At 70.8% G+C, this 16,451-nt stretch carries 15 protein-coding genes; 4 read left to right on the forward strand and 11 right to left on the reverse strand.

Features of this window, described 5'->3' with window-relative positions; translation table 11 throughout:
* Positions 1-18: 18 nt before the first annotated feature.
* The 4 genes from LOKHON_RS02855 to LOKHON_RS02870 are packed head-to-tail and all read right to left on the reverse strand — an operon-like array spanning position 19 to position 4,633.
* Complete coding sequence (locus tag LOKHON_RS02855; RefSeq protein WP_026147408.1) at positions 19-579, reverse strand: pyridoxamine 5'-phosphate oxidase family protein; 561 nt, start codon at positions 577-579, stop codon at positions 19-21.
* Positions 572-1,606 (reverse strand): lipocalin-like domain-containing protein, encoded by a 1,035-nt coding sequence (locus LOKHON_RS02860; RefSeq protein ID WP_017927914.1) that lies wholly within the window; start codon positions 1,604-1,606, stop codon positions 572-574. The genes LOKHON_RS02855 and LOKHON_RS02860 overlap by 8 nt, the downstream gene beginning before the upstream one ends.
* On the reverse strand, positions 1,596-3,980 hold the full coding sequence (locus LOKHON_RS02865) for an FtsX-like permease family protein (protein WP_017927913.1): 2,385 nt from the start codon (positions 3,978-3,980) through the stop codon (positions 1,596-1,598). The genes LOKHON_RS02860 and LOKHON_RS02865 overlap by 11 nt, the downstream gene beginning before the upstream one ends.
* The gene (locus tag LOKHON_RS02870; RefSeq protein ID WP_017927912.1) at positions 3,977-4,633 is read right to left on the reverse strand and encodes an ABC transporter ATP-binding protein; all 657 of its coding nucleotides are present in this window, start codon (positions 4,631-4,633) and stop codon (positions 3,977-3,979) included. Before LOKHON_RS02870 ends, LOKHON_RS02865 begins: the two co-directional genes overlap by 4 nt.
* A gap of 160 nt (positions 4,634-4,793) precedes the next feature.
* Here LOKHON_RS02870 and LOKHON_RS02875 point away from each other — a divergent pair, with 160 nt between their 5' ends.
* The 4 genes from LOKHON_RS02875 to LOKHON_RS02890 all read left to right on the forward strand — a co-directional run bounded on the left by LOKHON_RS02875 (position 4,794) and on the right by LOKHON_RS02890 (position 8,925).
* Complete coding sequence (locus tag LOKHON_RS02875; RefSeq protein ID WP_017927911.1) at positions 4,794-5,378, forward strand: heme oxygenase-like domain-containing protein; 585 nt, start codon at positions 4,794-4,796, stop codon at positions 5,376-5,378.
* Positions 5,379-7,946 (forward strand): HWE histidine kinase domain-containing protein, encoded by a 2,568-nt coding sequence (locus LOKHON_RS02880; RefSeq protein ID WP_017927910.1) that lies wholly within the window; start codon positions 5,379-5,381, stop codon positions 7,944-7,946.
* 64 nt (positions 7,947-8,010) lie between these two features.
* Entirely contained in the window at positions 8,011-8,370 is a 360-nt protein-coding gene (locus tag LOKHON_RS02885) for a hypothetical protein (protein ID WP_017927909.1), read from the forward strand.
* A gap of 30 nt (positions 8,371-8,400) precedes the next feature.
* Positions 8,401-8,925 carry an isopentenyl-diphosphate Delta-isomerase gene (locus LOKHON_RS02890; protein ID WP_017927908.1) on the forward strand — a complete coding sequence of 175 codons (525 nt, stop codon included), beginning with the start codon at positions 8,401-8,403 and terminating at the stop codon, positions 8,923-8,925.
* A gap of 16 nt (positions 8,926-8,941) precedes the next feature.
* On the opposite strand, the gene LOKHON_RS02895 is transcribed toward LOKHON_RS02890, so the two are convergent.
* The 7 genes from LOKHON_RS02895 to LOKHON_RS02925 all read right to left on the reverse strand — a co-directional run bounded on the left by LOKHON_RS02895 (position 8,942) and on the right by LOKHON_RS02925 (position 16,395).
* Positions 8,942-9,394 (reverse strand): c-type cytochrome, encoded by a 453-nt coding sequence (locus tag LOKHON_RS02895; protein ID WP_017927907.1) that lies wholly within the window; start codon positions 9,392-9,394, stop codon positions 8,942-8,944.
* Positions 9,395-9,524: 130 nt separating this feature from the next.
* Entirely contained in the window at positions 9,525-11,735 is a 2,211-nt protein-coding gene (locus LOKHON_RS02900) for a xanthine dehydrogenase family protein molybdopterin-binding subunit (protein WP_017927906.1), read from the reverse strand.
* Positions 11,732-12,715: an FAD binding domain-containing protein gene (locus LOKHON_RS02905; protein WP_017927905.1), complete on the reverse strand. Its 984-nt coding sequence runs from the start codon at positions 12,713-12,715 to the stop codon at positions 11,732-11,734. The genes LOKHON_RS02900 and LOKHON_RS02905 overlap by 4 nt, the downstream gene beginning before the upstream one ends.
* Complete coding sequence (locus LOKHON_RS02910) at positions 12,712-13,224, reverse strand: 2Fe-2S iron-sulfur cluster-binding protein (RefSeq protein WP_017927904.1); 513 nt, start codon at positions 13,222-13,224, stop codon at positions 12,712-12,714. Before LOKHON_RS02910 ends, LOKHON_RS02905 begins: the two co-directional genes overlap by 4 nt.
* Before the next feature lie 66 nt (positions 13,225-13,290).
* Positions 13,291-13,863 (reverse strand): putative glycolipid-binding domain-containing protein, encoded by a 573-nt coding sequence (locus LOKHON_RS02915; protein WP_017927903.1) that lies wholly within the window; start codon positions 13,861-13,863, stop codon positions 13,291-13,293.
* Positions 13,864-13,953: 90 nt separating this feature from the next.
* Entirely contained in the window at positions 13,954-16,002 is a 2,049-nt protein-coding gene (gene recQ, locus LOKHON_RS02920) for a DNA helicase RecQ (RefSeq protein WP_017927902.1), read from the reverse strand.
* 105 nt (positions 16,003-16,107) lie between these two features.
* On the reverse strand, positions 16,108-16,395 hold the full coding sequence (locus LOKHON_RS02925) for a YggT family protein (protein ID WP_017927901.1): 288 nt from the start codon (positions 16,393-16,395) through the stop codon (positions 16,108-16,110).
* Positions 16,396-16,451: the final 56 nt, after the last annotated feature.

Here is a 16,451-nt window from a genome sequence, read left to right on the forward strand (position 1 = left end):
CGCCAGAGCGGCTCACGCTCACGGCACCAGCCAGCTGCCCTGCCAGCCTTCCTCGCGCTCGTACCGCGCGCGGCGGTGGATCTCGCCGATATGCAGCGCCTCGATCCGCAACAGCCGCGCCCGCAGCACCGCGAAGCGCGCCGGGCGCGGGTTGGGGTGCCACGCATCGGCGGCGGCGATCGGCGTGCCGGGCGGCGGCACCGCGCCGTATTGCGCGCGCGACGGCTCGGGCACCTGCTGCCAGAGCGCCTTTTCCTCTTCGTGCGGCAGCCGCACGACATGGGCGCGCATGCGGATCTGCAGGCGCGCCTCGGCGTCCCAGACATGCAGCGCCGCGCGCGGCCCGTCGGTGAGCTGCAGCACCTTGGCGGCGTCGGCGTCGGAATGGATGTCGAGCGTCCAGTCATGCGCGTCGAAGCCGCGCATGACCATGGTCCGGGCCGAGGGCCAGCCCTGCGCGTCGCGCGTCGCCAGCACCGGCAGCCTTGCCGCGGCATCGCGGTCGTGCAGCCCGGCCTCGATCCGGTCGCGCACCAGCGCCAGAAGCCCCGTCAATGTCGTGTGATCGTGTTCACTCATAACCCGTCATCTCCAGATAGCCCCGCCCCTCATGGCTGCCGCTCACCGTCACGGGGCCCTCCCAATAGGGCGGCGAGAGCGCGTTCCAGCTTGCCGGGTTGAGCGCCGCGATCTCGGCGTCCACCCCCTCCTGCGGCAGCCGCACCCGCCAGCGCACCGGCACCGATATCCCACCGAGGTCGGCCCGGTCCAGCGGCTCCGCCTCGAATGCCCCGACATAGGGGGTGAGCGCGCCGTCCGGTTCGATCCAGCTGGCGTAAGTGTAGCCGCCCGCATCGCCCTCGCGAAGCTGGAAGCCCATCAGCTTCTCGCCACCGTCGAAGGAGAGCGAGAACCAGTCCCATCCGGTCTGCCGCTCGGACAAAGGTTGCGAGGACCATTCATGGTCGAACCACGCGCTCCCGGTCACCGGCACCTCGCCCCCCGGCAGGCTCAGCACGCCCTCCACCGCGAAGAAGGGCTGCGAGTAATAATAGCTCGCCTGGCCTTCGGCGGATTTGACCGAAAATCCGTCCTCGCCATGCAACACCAGGGGCCCCTGCGCGTCGAGCGTGACGTCATAGGCGAAATCCGGGCCGCTGGCCGAAAGCGCGAGCGCGTCGAAACCCGGCCCCGCCATACGCCAGTCGTCGATGAAGGCCTCGAAGGGCGCGGCGGTGACGCCCGCCTGCCCGATGCCGCCGCGCGCGAGACGCTGGGTGAAAAGATGCGTGTCCGGCCCGGTGACGGCGGCATGGCCGAGCCAGATCTGCGGGCTGTCGAAGCCCGGCGCCTCGCGCGGCGCGAGGGCCGAGCGGAACAGCGTCCATTGCAAGCCATAGGGCGTGCCGTCCGGGCCGGTGAGATTGGCCGTGACGTACCACCATTCGATGCGGAATTCGGGATGGGGCCCGTGATCTTCGGGAAAGACCGGCGGCACGCCGCGTTCAGGCAGCGCGAATTCCCCGGCCTCGCCCGCCAGCCCGGCGAAACCCTGCGCCTGCGCGAGACCGGGCAGGCAGGCGAGGACGAGCCATCTAGCGTTCATTGGCAAAGACCCCCAGAAGTGCCGCGGGCGGCGTGCGCGCCAGCCTGAGCGCGGGCCACAGCGCCGCCAGCCCCGCCGCCCCGAGCGCGAACAGACCCAGCACCGCGTAATCGGCCGGAAACAAGAACATCGGCAGCCGCCAGCCAAAGGCCGCGACGTTGACGATCGCCAGCAGCACCCAGGCCAGCGCGAGGCCCAGCGGCAGCGCGAAGAGCGCGGTCAGCGCCGCCAGCAGCACCGCGCGCGCCATTTCCAGCGCGGCGAGACGGCGCCGCGTCAGCCCCAGCGCCCAGACCGGCGCGAGCTGCGGCAGCCGAAGTGCCGCGAGCGTCAAGAGCGACATCAGCATCGCGAAGCCCGCCACCGCGAGGGTCAGCACGTTGAGCGCCGCCGTCACCGCGAAGGTGCGGTCGAACACCTGCAGCGAAAACCGCTTTACCGCCGCCTGATCGGTGATCGCCGAGGCCGCGAGCCCCCGTTCGATCAACGCCGCGCGCAGCGCCGGTACCTCTTCGGGCGCGAGGCGCAGGCCGAAACGACGCGGCACGATCTCGGGGTAGAGATCGGCGAACAGCGCCTCGGTGACGATCACCTCGCCCCTGGGATTGCCGTAATCGCCGTAGACGCCGAGCACCGGCAGCTCGACCCCCGGCGCGATCCGCACGCCATCGCCAGGCGCCAGCCCGGCCCGGCGCGACAGCTGTTCGTTGATCAGGACGCCGTCGCGGGCGGCGAGCCGTTCCCATGGCCGGTCGACCGATTGCAGGAAACGCCAGTTCTCCGGGTAGGTCGGATCTGGCCGCGCAAGTTCGAGCGAGACCGGCAGCCCCGCCACCTCGGTCTCGACCGAAGCGAGCGGCAGCACCGATCGCAGGCGGGGTTCGAGAAAAGCCGCGATCTCGCGCGCCTGCGCGTCATCGGCGGTCTCGACATACAGCTCGGGCGCGAGCCGCTGGTCGAGAAAACCGGTGAATGTCTCGCGGAAGGACGACACCATGGTCGAGACGCCGATATTGGCCGCCATCGCCAGCATCAGCGCCATCAGCGCCAGCGACAGACCCGGCAGCTGCTGGCGCGTGTCGGCCCAGAACCACTGCGCCAGCGGGCCGCGCGCCGTCCGCGCGCCGATCCGCATCACCGCGCCCAAGACCACCGGCAACAGCAGCGCCGCCCCGACGAGCCCGGTGCCAAGGAGCGCAAAGCCCGCCGCGAGCCCCTCGCCCCAGATCGCGAGCCCCACGGCCAGCGCCAGCAGCACCGCTGCCGCCAGCGCCTGCCAACGGGCCGAGCGCGCCTCCGCCATCGCCCAGGCCCGCCGCCCGCCCGCCGCCAGCAGCGGCATGGTGGCGAGCCGCCACAAGGCGGCGCCCGCGGCGATGGCGGTGCCGAAGAGCGCGATGCCGAGCCCCGAGAGCCACCAGACCGGGCGAAGCTGCAGCCCGCCCGCCACCTCGGCGCCGTAAAGCCCGCGCAGCGTCGCGGCGACATCCGGCAGCAGGCTCGCCGCCAGCAGCCAGCCGAGGCCCACGCCGATCGTGCCCGCGATCAGCGCGAAGCCCAGAAGCTCGATCGTCATCAGCAGCACGAGGCGGCGCAGCGACACGCCCAGCGCCCGCAGCGTCCGCAACACCGGGCGGCGCTGCTCGAAAGCGAGCCCGACCGCGCCATGCACGATGAAGATGCCCACCGCAAAGCACAGGAAGCCAAAGGCGGTGAGGTTGAGGTGAAAGCTGTCGGTCAGCCGCCCGACCTCCGATCCGGCCTGCGCTGGGCGCAGCACGAGATCCGGCGCGATCTCGGCCAGGGCGGGCCGACCCATGGGCTGTTCGGGCGCCACCATCAGAAAGCTCAGATCCGCGCGCCCCAGCAGCCGCCGCGCGACCGAGACGTCGGTGATGGCGGTGCCCGGCGCGACCTTTGGCGAGACCACCTTGTCAGCCCCGCCCTCGGGCAGCGCGTCGAGCGCCTCGGCCCGGCCGAAGACCTGCCCGCCGCCCGACAGGAAGACCGCGATGTCGGCGTCCTCGCCCGCCACCGGCCCGAGCCCGCCGGGCGCGGTCAAAGGCTCCAGCCCGACCACGCGCACGCCGTTCAGGCGGCCTTCGACCACCGGGCTCACCTGCCAGCCCGCGCGGCGCAGCGCGACGTAATCGGCCAGCGCGATGCCGCCGCCCGCCGCAGGCTCGATCCGGTCGAACCGCCCCTCGCCCAGCGTCGCCGCGGCGGCGTCGTAGCTGGCGCGCGCCTCGGCGTTGATCGCCTGCACCCCCGACCACAGCCCCGTGGCCAGCGCCAGCCCGGCGATCAGGGTGAAAAGCTGCAACGGCGCGCGCAGCCAGTGCGACAGCAGCGCGCGGAGCACGGCCCCGGTCAAGCGATCCGCCCGCCCGACAGGTGCATCCGGCGCGACATGCGCGCGGCGTGGCGTTCGGAATGGGTGACCATCAGGAGCGCCGCGCCGGTGTCCTCGACCAGCGCCAGCATCGCGCCCAGCACTTCTTCGGCGGTGGTCTCGTCGAGATTGCCGGTCGGCTCGTCGGCCAGCACCAGCTCGGGCCGCGCCGCGAGGGTGCGGGCAATGGCGGTGCGCTGCTGCTGGCCGCCCGAAAGCTGTTCGGGATATTTCGACAGCTGCGGCCCGAGACCCAGCCGCTCGGCGAGATCGCGGGCCCGCGCGGGATCGTGCCGCCCGGCGATGCGGGCCTGGAACGCGATGTTGTCGCCGACGCTGAGCGACGGGATCAGGTTGAACTGCTGGAACACCACGCCGACCGTGCCGCGCCGGAGCCGCGCGCGCCCCGAATCGTCGAGCCGCGTGACCTCGGTCCCGGCGATCTCGATCCGCCCCGAATCGGGCCGGTCGAGACCGCCCGCAAGGTGCAGCAGCGTCGATTTGCCGGAGCCGCTCTCACCGGTCAGCGCCATGGTCTCGCCCGCGTCGAGATCGAGATCGACGCCGCGCAGCACCGGCACCGGCCCCTCGGCCCCGGCATGGCTTTTGTGGATATCGCGCAATCGCATCAGCATGAGGCCAAGCTAATGCAATCGCGCCTCCCGGAAACAGGGACACCGTGCCGCATCGTCACACGAAACGGCATCGGAATTTCCGGGAACCTTGCACCCTCTCCGGCTATTGGTGATCTCATGCTATGACAGCCGAAGCGATGGATCACGAGGAACGACGGAATTGACGGTTTGCCAGACGCCGCTTCGCAGCCGCCTGAGGCGGGATCTCGCCGCGCGGCACGCACGGCTCGACGCCTGCTTTTCGCGGTTCGACCTGACGACGCGGCCCGGCCTGTCGGGGTTTCTCGCCGCCCACCGCACCGCCTTTGCCGCGATACGGCCCGCTCCCGGCGGGCTGACGGGGGCGCTGCTGCTCGACCGGATGATCGCGGCGATCGACGCCGATCTCGGCGTGCTGGATCATGCGCCGGACGCCGGGCCCGCGCCGCTGCGGCTGACGCGCAGCATGGCGCAGGACTACGTGCTGCTCGGCTCTCGGCTGGGCAGCCAGCTGCTGCGGCGGCGCTGGGCCGCGGCGCGCGACCCGGTGCTGCTCGCGGCCGGGGCCTATCTGTCGCTGCCGCCGATGGCGCAGGACTGGCGCGCCTTTTGCGACCGGGCCGGGGCCCTGCCGGACCAAGGTACGGAAGCGGACCTGGTGGTGCACGAAGCCGGTCAGTTGTTTGATCTTTTCCTGGCTGCCGGTCAGGCTGGCACGCAGTCTTTCGCGGCCCCGACCGCCGCCCAGAGCGAACGGACCGTCTGAATGACCGATTCACCGGGCGATGCGCCCGTCGATCTCGACAATTGCGCCCGCGAACAGATCCAGTTTCTCGGCCATGTGCAGCCCTATGGCTGCCTGCTCGCGGTGTCGCGCGACTGGGTGATCGACCATGCCTCGGCCAATACCGGCGACATGCTCGGCCACGCGGCCGAAACCCTGATAGGAACCGATCTGGCCGGGCTGTTCGCGCGCGGCGTGCTGCACGACATCCGGGGCCGGTTGCAGATGCTCGGCCATGGCACGGGGGCGGCGCGGATCTACGGGATCGAGCCACTCGGCGATGGCCGGGTCTTCGACATGTCGGTGCACCTGTCCGGGGCGCATTACCTGTTCGAGCTCGAACCGAAGGACGACACCGGCACGCGCGACGAGATGTCCCTGGTCCAGCCGTTGATCGCGCGGGTGCGCCGCCGCCCCGAGATCGTGGCGATGGCGCGCGAGGCGGCGCGCGCGATGAAGGCGCTCACCGGGTTCGACCGGGTGATGATCTACCAGTTCCAGCGCGACGACAGCGGCCGGGTGATCGCCGAGGCCGCCGCACCCGGCCTTGCGCCCTTTCTCGGGCTGCGCTTTCCGGCGAGCGACATCCCCCCGCAGGCGCGCGCGCTCTACGAGCGCAACCCGATCCGGCTGATCCGCGACGTCGACGCCGCCCCGCAGCCGATCCTTCCGGCGCTCGACGCGGCGGGCCAAAGGCTCGACCTGTCGCTGTCGGTGACGCGGGCGGTGTCGCCGATCCATCTCGAATACCTGCGCAACATGGGGGTCGCGGCGTCGATGTCGGTGTCGATCCTGCGCGATGGCAAGCTGTGGGGGCTGATCGCCTGCCACCATTCCACCCCGCATTACGTCGATTACCAGAAACGCTCGGCGGTGGAGCTGTTCACCCAGCTTCTGTCCTACGAGATCGCCGCCGTCGAGACCGGGGCCGAGCGCGGCCAGATCGCGCGGGCGCGGGCGCTGCACGGCGCGATGCTGTCGCGGATGACCGACGGCACCGCGATCGCCGACAATTTCGACGGCATCGCCCGCGAGATCGGCGAGGTGATCGCCTGCGACGGCATCGCCCTGTGGATCAACGACCGCTACCACGCGACCGGGCTTGCCCCCACGCGCGAGGACTTCGCCGGGCTGCGGCAGCATCTTGGCGGGGTCGATGCGGGCCGGGTCCATGCCATCGACCGGCTGATCGACGCCTACCCCGCCTCGGGCGGCTTTGCGGCGCCGGTCGCGGGCATCCTGGCGCTGCCGATCAGCCGGGGCCCGCGCGACTATGTCGTGCTGTTCCGCCGCGAACAGGTCGAGACGGTCACCTGGGCGGGCGACCCGGCCAAGCCGGCGCAGCCCGGGCCGAACGGGCTGCGCCTGACCCCGCGCAAGAGCTTCGAGGCCTGGAGCCAGACGGTGCGCCACCAGAGCGCGCCCTGGAGCGATGGCGACATCGCCGCCGCCGAGACGCTGCGCATCACGCTGCTGGAGGTGGTGCTCAAGATCGCCGATGATTCCATCGCCGAGCGCAAGCGCGCGCAGGAGCGTCAGGAATTGATGATCGCCGAGCTGAACCACCGGGTGCGCAACATTCTCAACCTGGTCCGCAGCCTCGTGTCGCAAAGCCGCTCCGGCGCCGCCAGCATGGACGATTATGGCCGCATCCTCGACGGGCGCATCGATGCGCTGGCGCGGGCGCATGACCAGCTCACCGGCGCGCAGGGCGAGACGGCTTCGCTCCGCGGGCTGATCGAGACCGAGATCGACGCCTTCATCGCCGCCCATCGCCAGCGGGTGCAGATCACCGGCACGGACGTGGCGCTCGCCCCGGAGGCGTTCTCGGCGCTGGCGCTGGTGCTGCACGAGCTGGTCACCAATGCCGCGAAATACGGCGCGCTGCGCGCGCTGCACGGGTGGGTGGAGGTGGAGCTGACCCGCTGCGCCGACGGCGCGCTGCGGATCGACTGGCGCGAGCGGGGCGGCGCGCCGGTGCGACCGCCTGCCGGGCGCGGCTTCGGCACCACGGTGATCGAACGCTCGATCCCGTTCGAGCTGGGCGGCGAAGCCGACCTGCATTTCGCGCTCACCGGTCTCGAGGCGCGGTTCCGCATTCCCGCCCGCTTCGTCAGCGCCGATCCGGTCCGCCCCGCCCCGGCCAAGAGCGACACCGCGCGGGACCGCGCCGGGACGGCTGTTAGACTGTCGGGCCGGGCGCTGGTGGTCGAGGACAACATGATCATCGCCATGGACGCCGCCGACATCCTGTCCGAGCTGGGTTGCGACGACGTGGTCACGGCCAGCGGCGTGGGCGAGGCGCTGCGGCTGATCGAGACGGGCAGCTTCGACCTCGCGCTGCTCGACGTCAATCTCGGGCACGAGACCTCGGTGCCGGTGGCCGAGGCGCTGCGCGCGCGCGGCGTGCCCTTCCTGCTCGCCACGGGCTACGGCGCCACCGACGACATCGCCGCGGCCTATCCCAAGGCGCCGGCGCTCAAGAAACCCTATACGAAGGGCAGCATGCGCGCGGGCTTCGCGGCGCTTCTGAACGGGGCCGGGACATGATCGGCACTGGACGCCGCCTGCCCCGCGCGGCAGTCTGCGCCGGCATTCAAACGGGAGAGACGGCATGACGCGGATCACGGCACGGAACATGGGGCTCGCGGGGCTCGGGCTGGCGCTGCTGGCCGGGTGCGGCGCGCTGCCCGCCAGCGCGCCCGCCGACCAGGCGGTGCCGATGGCGTTCCAGCAGTGCCTTGCGCGGATCGACGAGACGGCGGCCCGGATCGGTCAGGACCCCGCCATGCTCGCCGAGACCTCCGACAGCCGCATCGTGCGCTTTCGGGACGGGGAGGAGATCGTCACCGTGACCTGCGATGCGATCGGCAACCAGATGGTGGTGCAGACCCGCCCCGCGCCCGCGCCGCTGCCGGGGGCCGCGCCGTTGCCCGCCTCCGGCCCGGAGCCGGATCCCGCGCCCGGCTTCTGATCGCTTCACCGGCTTCGAAAGGACAGTTCCATGCGCGACGGCACCGACAACTTCGAGATTCCGGCCTGGGTCGGAGAACGGCTGGTGCCGGTCGACAAGATCGAGGTGCATGCGCGCGGGCTGCGTCATCCGGCGGTCAGCGTCTTCGTGATGTGGCAGGGCCGAACGCTGCTGCAGCAACGGGCGGCGGGCAAGTACCACACGCCGGGGCTCTGGGCGAACAGCTGCTGCACGCATCCCGACTGGGGCGAGGCGGCCATCGACTGCGCCGAAAGGCGGCTGGCCGAGGAGCTGGGCCTCAAAGGGCTGCCGCTGCGCCCGGCCGGGCGGATCGAGTACCGCGCCGATGTCGGCGCGGGCCTCACCGAGCACGAGCTGGTCGAGGTCTTCGTCAGCGAACCCACGGAGGAGCCGCGCCCCCACCCCGCGCCCGCCGAGGTGCAAGACACCGCCTGGATCACGCCCGAGGCGTTGCGCGCCGATCTGGCGCGGCGCCCCGAACGCTATACCCCGTGGCTCAGGATCTACATGGAGAAGGCCGGCCTGCTGGGCTGATCCCGGACAGTTCGCCTCAGTTCGCCGCCGCGCGCGCGCCCGACAATGACCGCAGATAGGCGTAGATATCCGCCGCGTCCTGCGGATCGCGCACCCTGTAGGCCATCTTGCCGCGCGCCCGGCGATCGTCGAGCGTCCTGCGCAGCCATGCCGTCGGATCCTGCACGTAGCCCAGGAACCGTTCTTCGTTCCAGGTGACGTCGCGCGCGCGCAGCTCGCCCAGCGCATCGCCGTAGCGGAATCCCTCGACCGAGCCGATCACCCGGCCTTCGAGCCCGTGGAGATTGGGCCCGGTGCGCGCGGTGCGCCCGGCCAGAACCTGGCCCTCGGGGTCGCGCACCACGTGGCAGGCCACGCATTGCCGGCCGAACTGCATTTCGCCATTGGCGATGTCCTGCGCCTGTGCCGGGGCCTGCAGCAGCCCGAAACCGGCCAAGGCCAGCGCCGCGCCTCGTGACAGCAACTTCATCGGGATCTCCTTGATCGTCTCAGCGACTGATGCCCCAGTCGAGCCGGAGATATATGCTATCACGTCCGCATCCAATCCCCGACCCGACACGTGATCGTGTCGAATCGGGTCAATCGGGCCCGTGCGCGGATCAGCCGCGGGCGATCAGCCCCTCCATCACCTGATCGAGCGTCGCGGGCAGGGTCCGCACCCGCACGCCGCAGGCATTCTCGATGGCGTTGACGACGGCGGCGCCGGAGCCGCAGATCGCCAGCTCACCGATGCCCTTGGCCTGCAAGGGATTGGCCCAGTCGTCGCGCTCCTCGAGGAAATGCACGCCAAGCTGCGGCACGTCGAGATTGACCGGCACGTGGTATTCCGCGAGATCGCGGTTGACCATGTGGCCGTCGCGCGGGTCGTGCTCCAGCGCCTCGGTCAGCGCGAGGCCGATGCCCCAGATCATGCCGCCATGGCATTGCGAGCGCGCGGTCTTGAGGTTGAGCACCCGGCCACAGGCATAGGTGCCGTCCATCCGGCGCACGCGGGTCTCGCCGGTGGTGTCGTTGACCGCCACCTCGGCGAAGATCGCGCCCCATGTCGCCTGCCGCACGTCCTGCCCGGCGCGGCCCGGCTTCAGATGGCCCAGCGCGCGCCACTCCTCCTCGCCCATGATCTCCGAGAGCGGGGTCTGGCGGTTGGCGTGGATCGCGTAACCGTCCTTGAGCGTCAGCTCGCCTTCCTTGACGCCGATCTTGGCCGCCAGCCGCTCGCGCAGCTCCATGCAGGCGAGATAGACGGCGGTGGAGGTCGAGGCCGCGCCGAAGCTGCCGCCCGAGCCGGAGGCGGGCGGCAGGTCGGTGTCCCCGAGGATCGTCTGCACCTGCGCGGGCGCGTGGCCCAGCATCTCGGCCGCGACCTGCGTCAGGATCGCGTAGGAGCCGGTGCCGATATCGGTCATGTCGGTCTCGACCCGGACGCCCGCGCCGGTCAGCACGACCCGGGCGCGCGCCTCGATCATCATGTTGACGCGCACCGCGCCCGCCATGCCGGTGCCGATCCACCATTCGCCCTCGCGGCGCTGGCGCGGCGCAGTATGGGTCCAGCCGAACCGCCTGGCCCCCTCGCGCAGCGTCGCCTCCATGGTCGACGACGAAAACGGCTTGCCGGTTTCGGGATCCTCGGTCGGCACGTTCCTGAGCCGGAATTCAAGCGGGTCGATGCCCGCTTTCTTGGCCAGCTCGTCCACCGCGATCTCGAAGGCGGTGACGCCCACCGCCTCGCCCGGCGCACGGACCGATCCGGCGGCGGGGCGGCGGATGCGGGCGATGTGGTGCCCGACGACCCGGTTGGGCGCGGCATACTGGAAATGCGTGCCCTGCGCGACCGGCTCGGAGAAGGTCTCCTCGGGCAGCTGGCTCACGAGGTTCTCGTGGCCGATCCCGGTCAGCTTGCCATCCGCATCGCAGGCGAGCCGGATGCGCTGCTTCGTCTCCGAGCGGCGGGTGACGGTCTCGAACACCTGACGGCGGTGCATCACCACCTGAACGGGCCGCTCCAGCACCTTTGCCGCCAGCGCCGCCGCCACGGCCTCGGGCGCGAGGCCGAGCTTGGAGCCGAAGCCGCCGCCGACATAGGGCGACAGGATGCGGACCTTGTCGGGCGAAACGCCCAGCACGTCGGCCAGCTCGTTCTTGTTGAAGCGCAAAAGCTGGTAGGAGCCGCGCAGCGTCACCGCGCCGTCCTCCCACTGGGCGATCGAGGCGTGCGGCTCCATCGCCGCGCTCGACATCGACGGCGTGCGGTAATCGTGGTCGACGGAGAAGGCGGCAGAGGCCATGGCACCGTCGAGATCGCCCTGCGAGACCTGCTTCTTCTCGGGCGTCTCGATCTCGGCGCCCTCGGCCTCCGCGTCGAAGACATGGGTGCCGTCGGGCTCGATCGTCACCATCATCGCCTGCGCGGCGTGGCGCGCCTGCTCGAAGCTTTCGGCCACGACGCAGGCGACGGGCTGGCCGACATACCACGACCGGCCCTGCTTCTGGACCGGCGATTCACCGGCCATGCCCTGCGCGGCGTTGCGGATCATCCGCTCGTCTTCGAGCACGTGGAGCACGCCGGGCATCGCCCGGACCGCGTCGGCGTTCGACCCGGTGATCCGGCCGATGGTGGCGGCGCGCACGAGGTAGCCGTGGGCCATGCTCTCGGGATGCGCCTCGGCGGCATAGGTGGCCTGTCCCGACACCTTCAGGGCGCCTTCGGGCCGGTCCATGTCGGTGCCGATCACGCCCTGGGCCATGCCGTCGAGACGGCGGTCGCGGTCGGGCGTGTCGTGCTTGAGGTGGCGCGTGGTCTCCAGGGTCATGCTGCGGCCTCCGTCGCCTGCGTCAGAACGGCGGCGAGCGTGCGCCGCGCCAGCGGGATCTTGAAATCATTGCCGCCATGGCCCTTCGCATCCGCGAGAAGGATATCGGCGGCGCGGTCGAACAGCGCCTTGGTGGGTGTTTCGCCAATGAGCGCCTGCTCCACTCTCGCATCGCGCCATGGCATCGGGCCAAGCCCGCCGAAGGCCAATTGCGCGCGGGCGATCCTGCCCTCCTCGACCGTCACCACGGCGGCGACGGAAACCAGCGCGAAGGCATAGGAGGAGCGGTCGCGCACCTTGCGGTAGACCTGCCTGCCGCCCGCGGGCGGGGGCAGGATCACGGCGGTGATCAGCTCGCCCGGCGCCAGCACGGTCTCGATATGCGGCGTATCGCCCGGCAGGCGGTAGAATTCGGACAGCTCCACCTCGCGGGCGCCATCCTGCCCTTCGATCTCGACCCGCGCGCCCAGGGCCTGCATGGCGACCGCCATGTCGGAGGGATGCGTGGCGATGCAGTGGTCGGAGGTGCCCAGGATCGCGAGGATGCGGTTCATGCCGCCCTGCGCGGCGCAGCCCGAGCCGGGCTCGCGCTTGTTGCAGGGCTCGCCCCGGTCGTAGAAGTAATAGCACCGCGTGCGCTGCAACAGGTTGCCGCCCGTGGTCGCCTTGTTCCTGAGCTGGCCGCTGGCGCCCGCGAGCAGCGCCCGGCTCAGCACCGGCCAGTCGCGGCGCACCCGCGCGTCGGCGGCGAGATCGGAATTGGTGACCAGCGCGCCGATCCTGAGCCCGCCCTCGTCGGTCTCCCCGATCCGGCCCAGGTCGAGCCGGGTGATGTCGACGAGCTTGCCCGGCGCCATCACCTCGAGCTTCATCAGGTCCAGGAGGTTGGTGCCGCCTGCGATGAAGCGGGTCTCTTCGCCCGCCCCTTGGCGCAGCGCCTCCCCGGTGTCGCCCGCGCGGACGTAATCAAAGGCCCTCATGCCCCTGCCTCCTCTTTCGTCACCTGCCGGATCGCGTCGACGATGCCCGGATAGCAGGAGCAGCGGCACAGGTTGCCGCTCATCCGTTCGGAGATTTCCTCGATCGAGGCTTCGACGCGCGCTTCGAGATCGCCGGTGACGTTGCTGGGCCAGCCCGCCTCGATCTCGGCCAGCATCGCGGTGGCCGAGCAGATCTGGCCCGAGGTGCAGTAGCCGCATTGATAGCCGTCATGCTCGACGAAGGCGCGCTGCAGCGGTGACAGCGCGTCAGGCGTGCCCAGCCCCTCGATCGTGGTGATCTCGTCGCCCTCATGCATGCAGGCCAGCGTCAGGCAGGAGTTGATGCGCCGCCCGTTCACCATGACGGTGCAGGCGCCGCACTGGCCGTGATCGCAGCCCTTCTTGGAACCGGTCAGGCCGAGATGCTCGCGCAGCGCGTCGAGCAGCGTGGTGCGCGTGTCGAGGTCGAGCGCATGCGTCTCGCCGTTGATGTCGAGTTGGAACTGCATGGGGGCATCCTTGGGCGGTCGGGCAATGCGGTCCCAACCGCTGCCGGCGGCCCCGGTTCCGCCCGCTCAGCCGCCCGGTGTCACTACCCCGTGCCACAGGCCCGGATCTTCGGTGACGAAACCGGTCTCGTCGAGCGTGACGCGCGCATCGCGCCCGAGCGCCGGGATCGCGTGATCCATGCCGCTCCGAACCCGGCAGAAGCTGTGCCCGAGCGGCACCAGCCGTCCGCCATCGGTGGCGCGCAGACGGGCCGTCCCGATCTCGTAGGGGCGCGCCTGCGGCAGATCGAGCCGGTTGAGCGGCACCAGCATCCAGGCCGGGGTGAAACCGAGATCGAGATCGGTGCCCGGCACCGGCGCCTGGCCTTCGAGCGCGAAACCGTCGCCCTGCCGCGCGATCCGGTAGGCCACGGCGCGGTCGCCGCGCAGCCCGGTGATATCGACCGAGCGGCAGTTCCAGCCCGGATCGCAGCGCAGCGCGTAATCGAGCGCCATCTCTTCGCCCGCCTCGTCCCAGCGGGCATGGCCGACGATCAGCCAGCCCGCGTCGAGCCGCGCGAGACGACAGCGATCGGTGCCGTCGCGGTCGAGCCTGTGCCAGATCACGCTGGCGATGGTGGTGCCGGTGGTGCCGGTCATCGCGGATCTCCCGAGGCGTTCGCATGATGCTGGCACGGGGCCGGCCACCCTGTCCACGATTCCGCGGCCTGCCTTCGGCGACCGCCTCGCCTATGCCTCCCCGGCGCTGTCCTCGAGCACCTGCAGAAAGGCCGCGCCGAAGCGTTCGGCGTGGCGCGCGCCCACGAGCCGCTCCATCGCCTCCATGTCGCGCGGGCGCGCACCGGCCACCCGCGCCAGCTCCTTGGCCGAGCAGCTCATCGGCTTGTCATGGCCGTCTTCGCCGCGCAGCAATTCCGCCTGCGCCGCCATCAGCCGGTCATAGACCGAGCCCGCGCCGCGCGCGGCGAGCTTGCGCCGCGCCGGGTGCAGATCTTCCGATGCGCCGGTGATGACCTCCAGAAACGCGCGCCCGTAGCTTTCGAGCTTCTTGGCCCCCACCCCGCCGATCCGCGCCATTTCGTCGAGCGTTCCGGGCTTCTTCTCGGCCATCTCGATCAGGGTGCGGTCGGTGAAGATGATGTAGGCGGGCAGGTTCGCCGCCTCGGCCAGCGCGCGCCGCTTGGCTTTCAGCGCCGACAGCAGCGGCGCGTCCTCCTCGGAGACCATCTCGCGCACCTTGGGACCGGAGCGGGCGGATTTGATCGTGTCGCGGCGCAGCACGATGCTCTCTTCGCCGCGCAGGATCGGGCGGGCGGCCTCGGTCATGCGCAGCGCGCCGTGCCGTTCGGGGTCGGGGCGCATCAGGTCGCGGCCCATGATCTGCCGGAAGATCGCCTGCCACTGTGCCTTGGAGTGCCCCTTGCCGACGCCGAAGGTCGGCAGATCCTCGTGGCCGCGTTGCTTCACCTTGTCGGTGGCATTGCCCATGACGATGTCGATCAGGTGCCCCGCGCCGAACCGCTCATCGGTCCGAAGCGCCGCCGAGAGCGCCATGCGCACCGGCTGGGTCGCGTCGAAGGTCTCGGGCGGCTTGTCGCACAGATCGCAATGGCCGCAGGCCGCCTCCGGCGCCTCGCCGAAATAGCCCAAAAGCACGCGGCGGCGGCAATCGAGCGCCTCGGCCAGCCCCAGAAGGGCGTTGAGCCGGCCATGATCGGCAGCGCGGCGTTCGGGCGGTGCCAGCCCCTCGTCGATCTGCTGGCGGCGGTAGCGGATGTCATCGGGGCCATAGAGCGTCAGCGTCTCCGACGGCGCCCCGTCGCGGCCCGCGCGGCCGATCTCCTGATAGTAGGCCTCGATGCTTTTCGGCAGGTCGGCATGCGCGACCCAGCGGATGTCGGGCTTGTCGATGCCCATGCCGAAGGCAATGGTGGCGGCGACGATCAGCCCGTCCTCGCGCTGGAACCGGGTCTCGGCCTCGCGCCGCGCTTCGGCCTCCATGCCGCCATGGTAGTGCAACGCCGAATGCCCCGCTTCGCGCAGCGCGGCGGCCAGCGCCTCGGTCTTGGCGCGGGTGCCGCAATAGACGATGCCGGACTGGCCCCGCCGCGCCGCCGCGAAATCGAGGATCTGGCGGCGCGGCCCGTCCTTCACGGCAAAGGCGAGGTGGATGTTGGGCCGGTCGAAACCGCGCAGGAAGGTCTCGGGCTGCTGGCCGTCGAACAGCTTGCGGACGATCTCCTCGCGGGTTTCGGCATCGGCGGTGGCAGTGAAGGCCGCGAGAGGCACGCCCAGCTCGCGCTTGAGATCGCCGATGCGCAAATAGTCGGGCCGGAAATCATGCCCCCACTGGCTGACGCAATGCGCCTCGTCCACCGCGATGAGCGAAGCGCCCGCCCGTTTCAAAAGCGGCACCGTGGCCCCGGAGGCGAGCCGTTCGGGCGCCATGTAGAGCAGCTTCAGCCGCCCTTCGCGCAGGCTTTCAAGCACCGCGTCGGTTTCCTCGGGCGTGTTGCCCGAGGTCAACGCGCCCGCCTCGACCCCGGCCTCGCGCAGGCCGCGCACCTGATCGCGCATCAGCGCGATCAGCGGCGAGATCACCACCGTCACCCCGTCGCGCACCAGGGCGGGAAGCTGGTAGCACAGCGATTTGCCGCCGCCGGTGGGCATGATCGCCAGCGTGTCGCGCCCGGCGGCCACGGCATCGACGATCTCCTCCTGACCGGGGCGGAAGGCGTCGAAGCCGAAGACATCGCGCAGATAGCTGACGGGGCTCATCGTGACTTCACCTCGGTCGGGGCGGGCGCCGCCCCCATGGAGCGCGGCGCATGGTTACTTTGTTCTTAAAATACGCATGACCCGGCGCCGGGGCCGGGGCTGTCGTCAGAGGAACGCGGCGGCGTTGTTCCGCAACACGATCTCGATGGCATAGATGCCGACCAGCACGACGAGCGGCGCGAGGTCGAGCCCGCCCATCTGCGGCAGGATCCGGCGCACCGGGGCGTAGAGCGGCTCCAGAAGCCGGGTCAGACCGTCCCAGATCTGCGCCACCAGCGGCTGGCGCAGGTTCAGCACCTGAAAGCTGATGAGCCAGCTCATGATGAAATGCGCGAAGATGAAGAAGGTCGCGATGTCGAGGATCAGCATCAGGATCTGGTAGAGCGAGGTCATGGGCGGTCCGTCCGGGGCTTTTGGGGTCGCCAAGACAGGTAAGGAGCGAAACCCCC

The sequence above is a fragment of the Limimaricola hongkongensis DSM 17492 genome (assembly GCF_000600975.2).
GTDB classification, from domain to species: domain Bacteria; phylum Pseudomonadota; class Alphaproteobacteria; order Rhodobacterales; family Rhodobacteraceae; genus Limimaricola; species Limimaricola hongkongensis.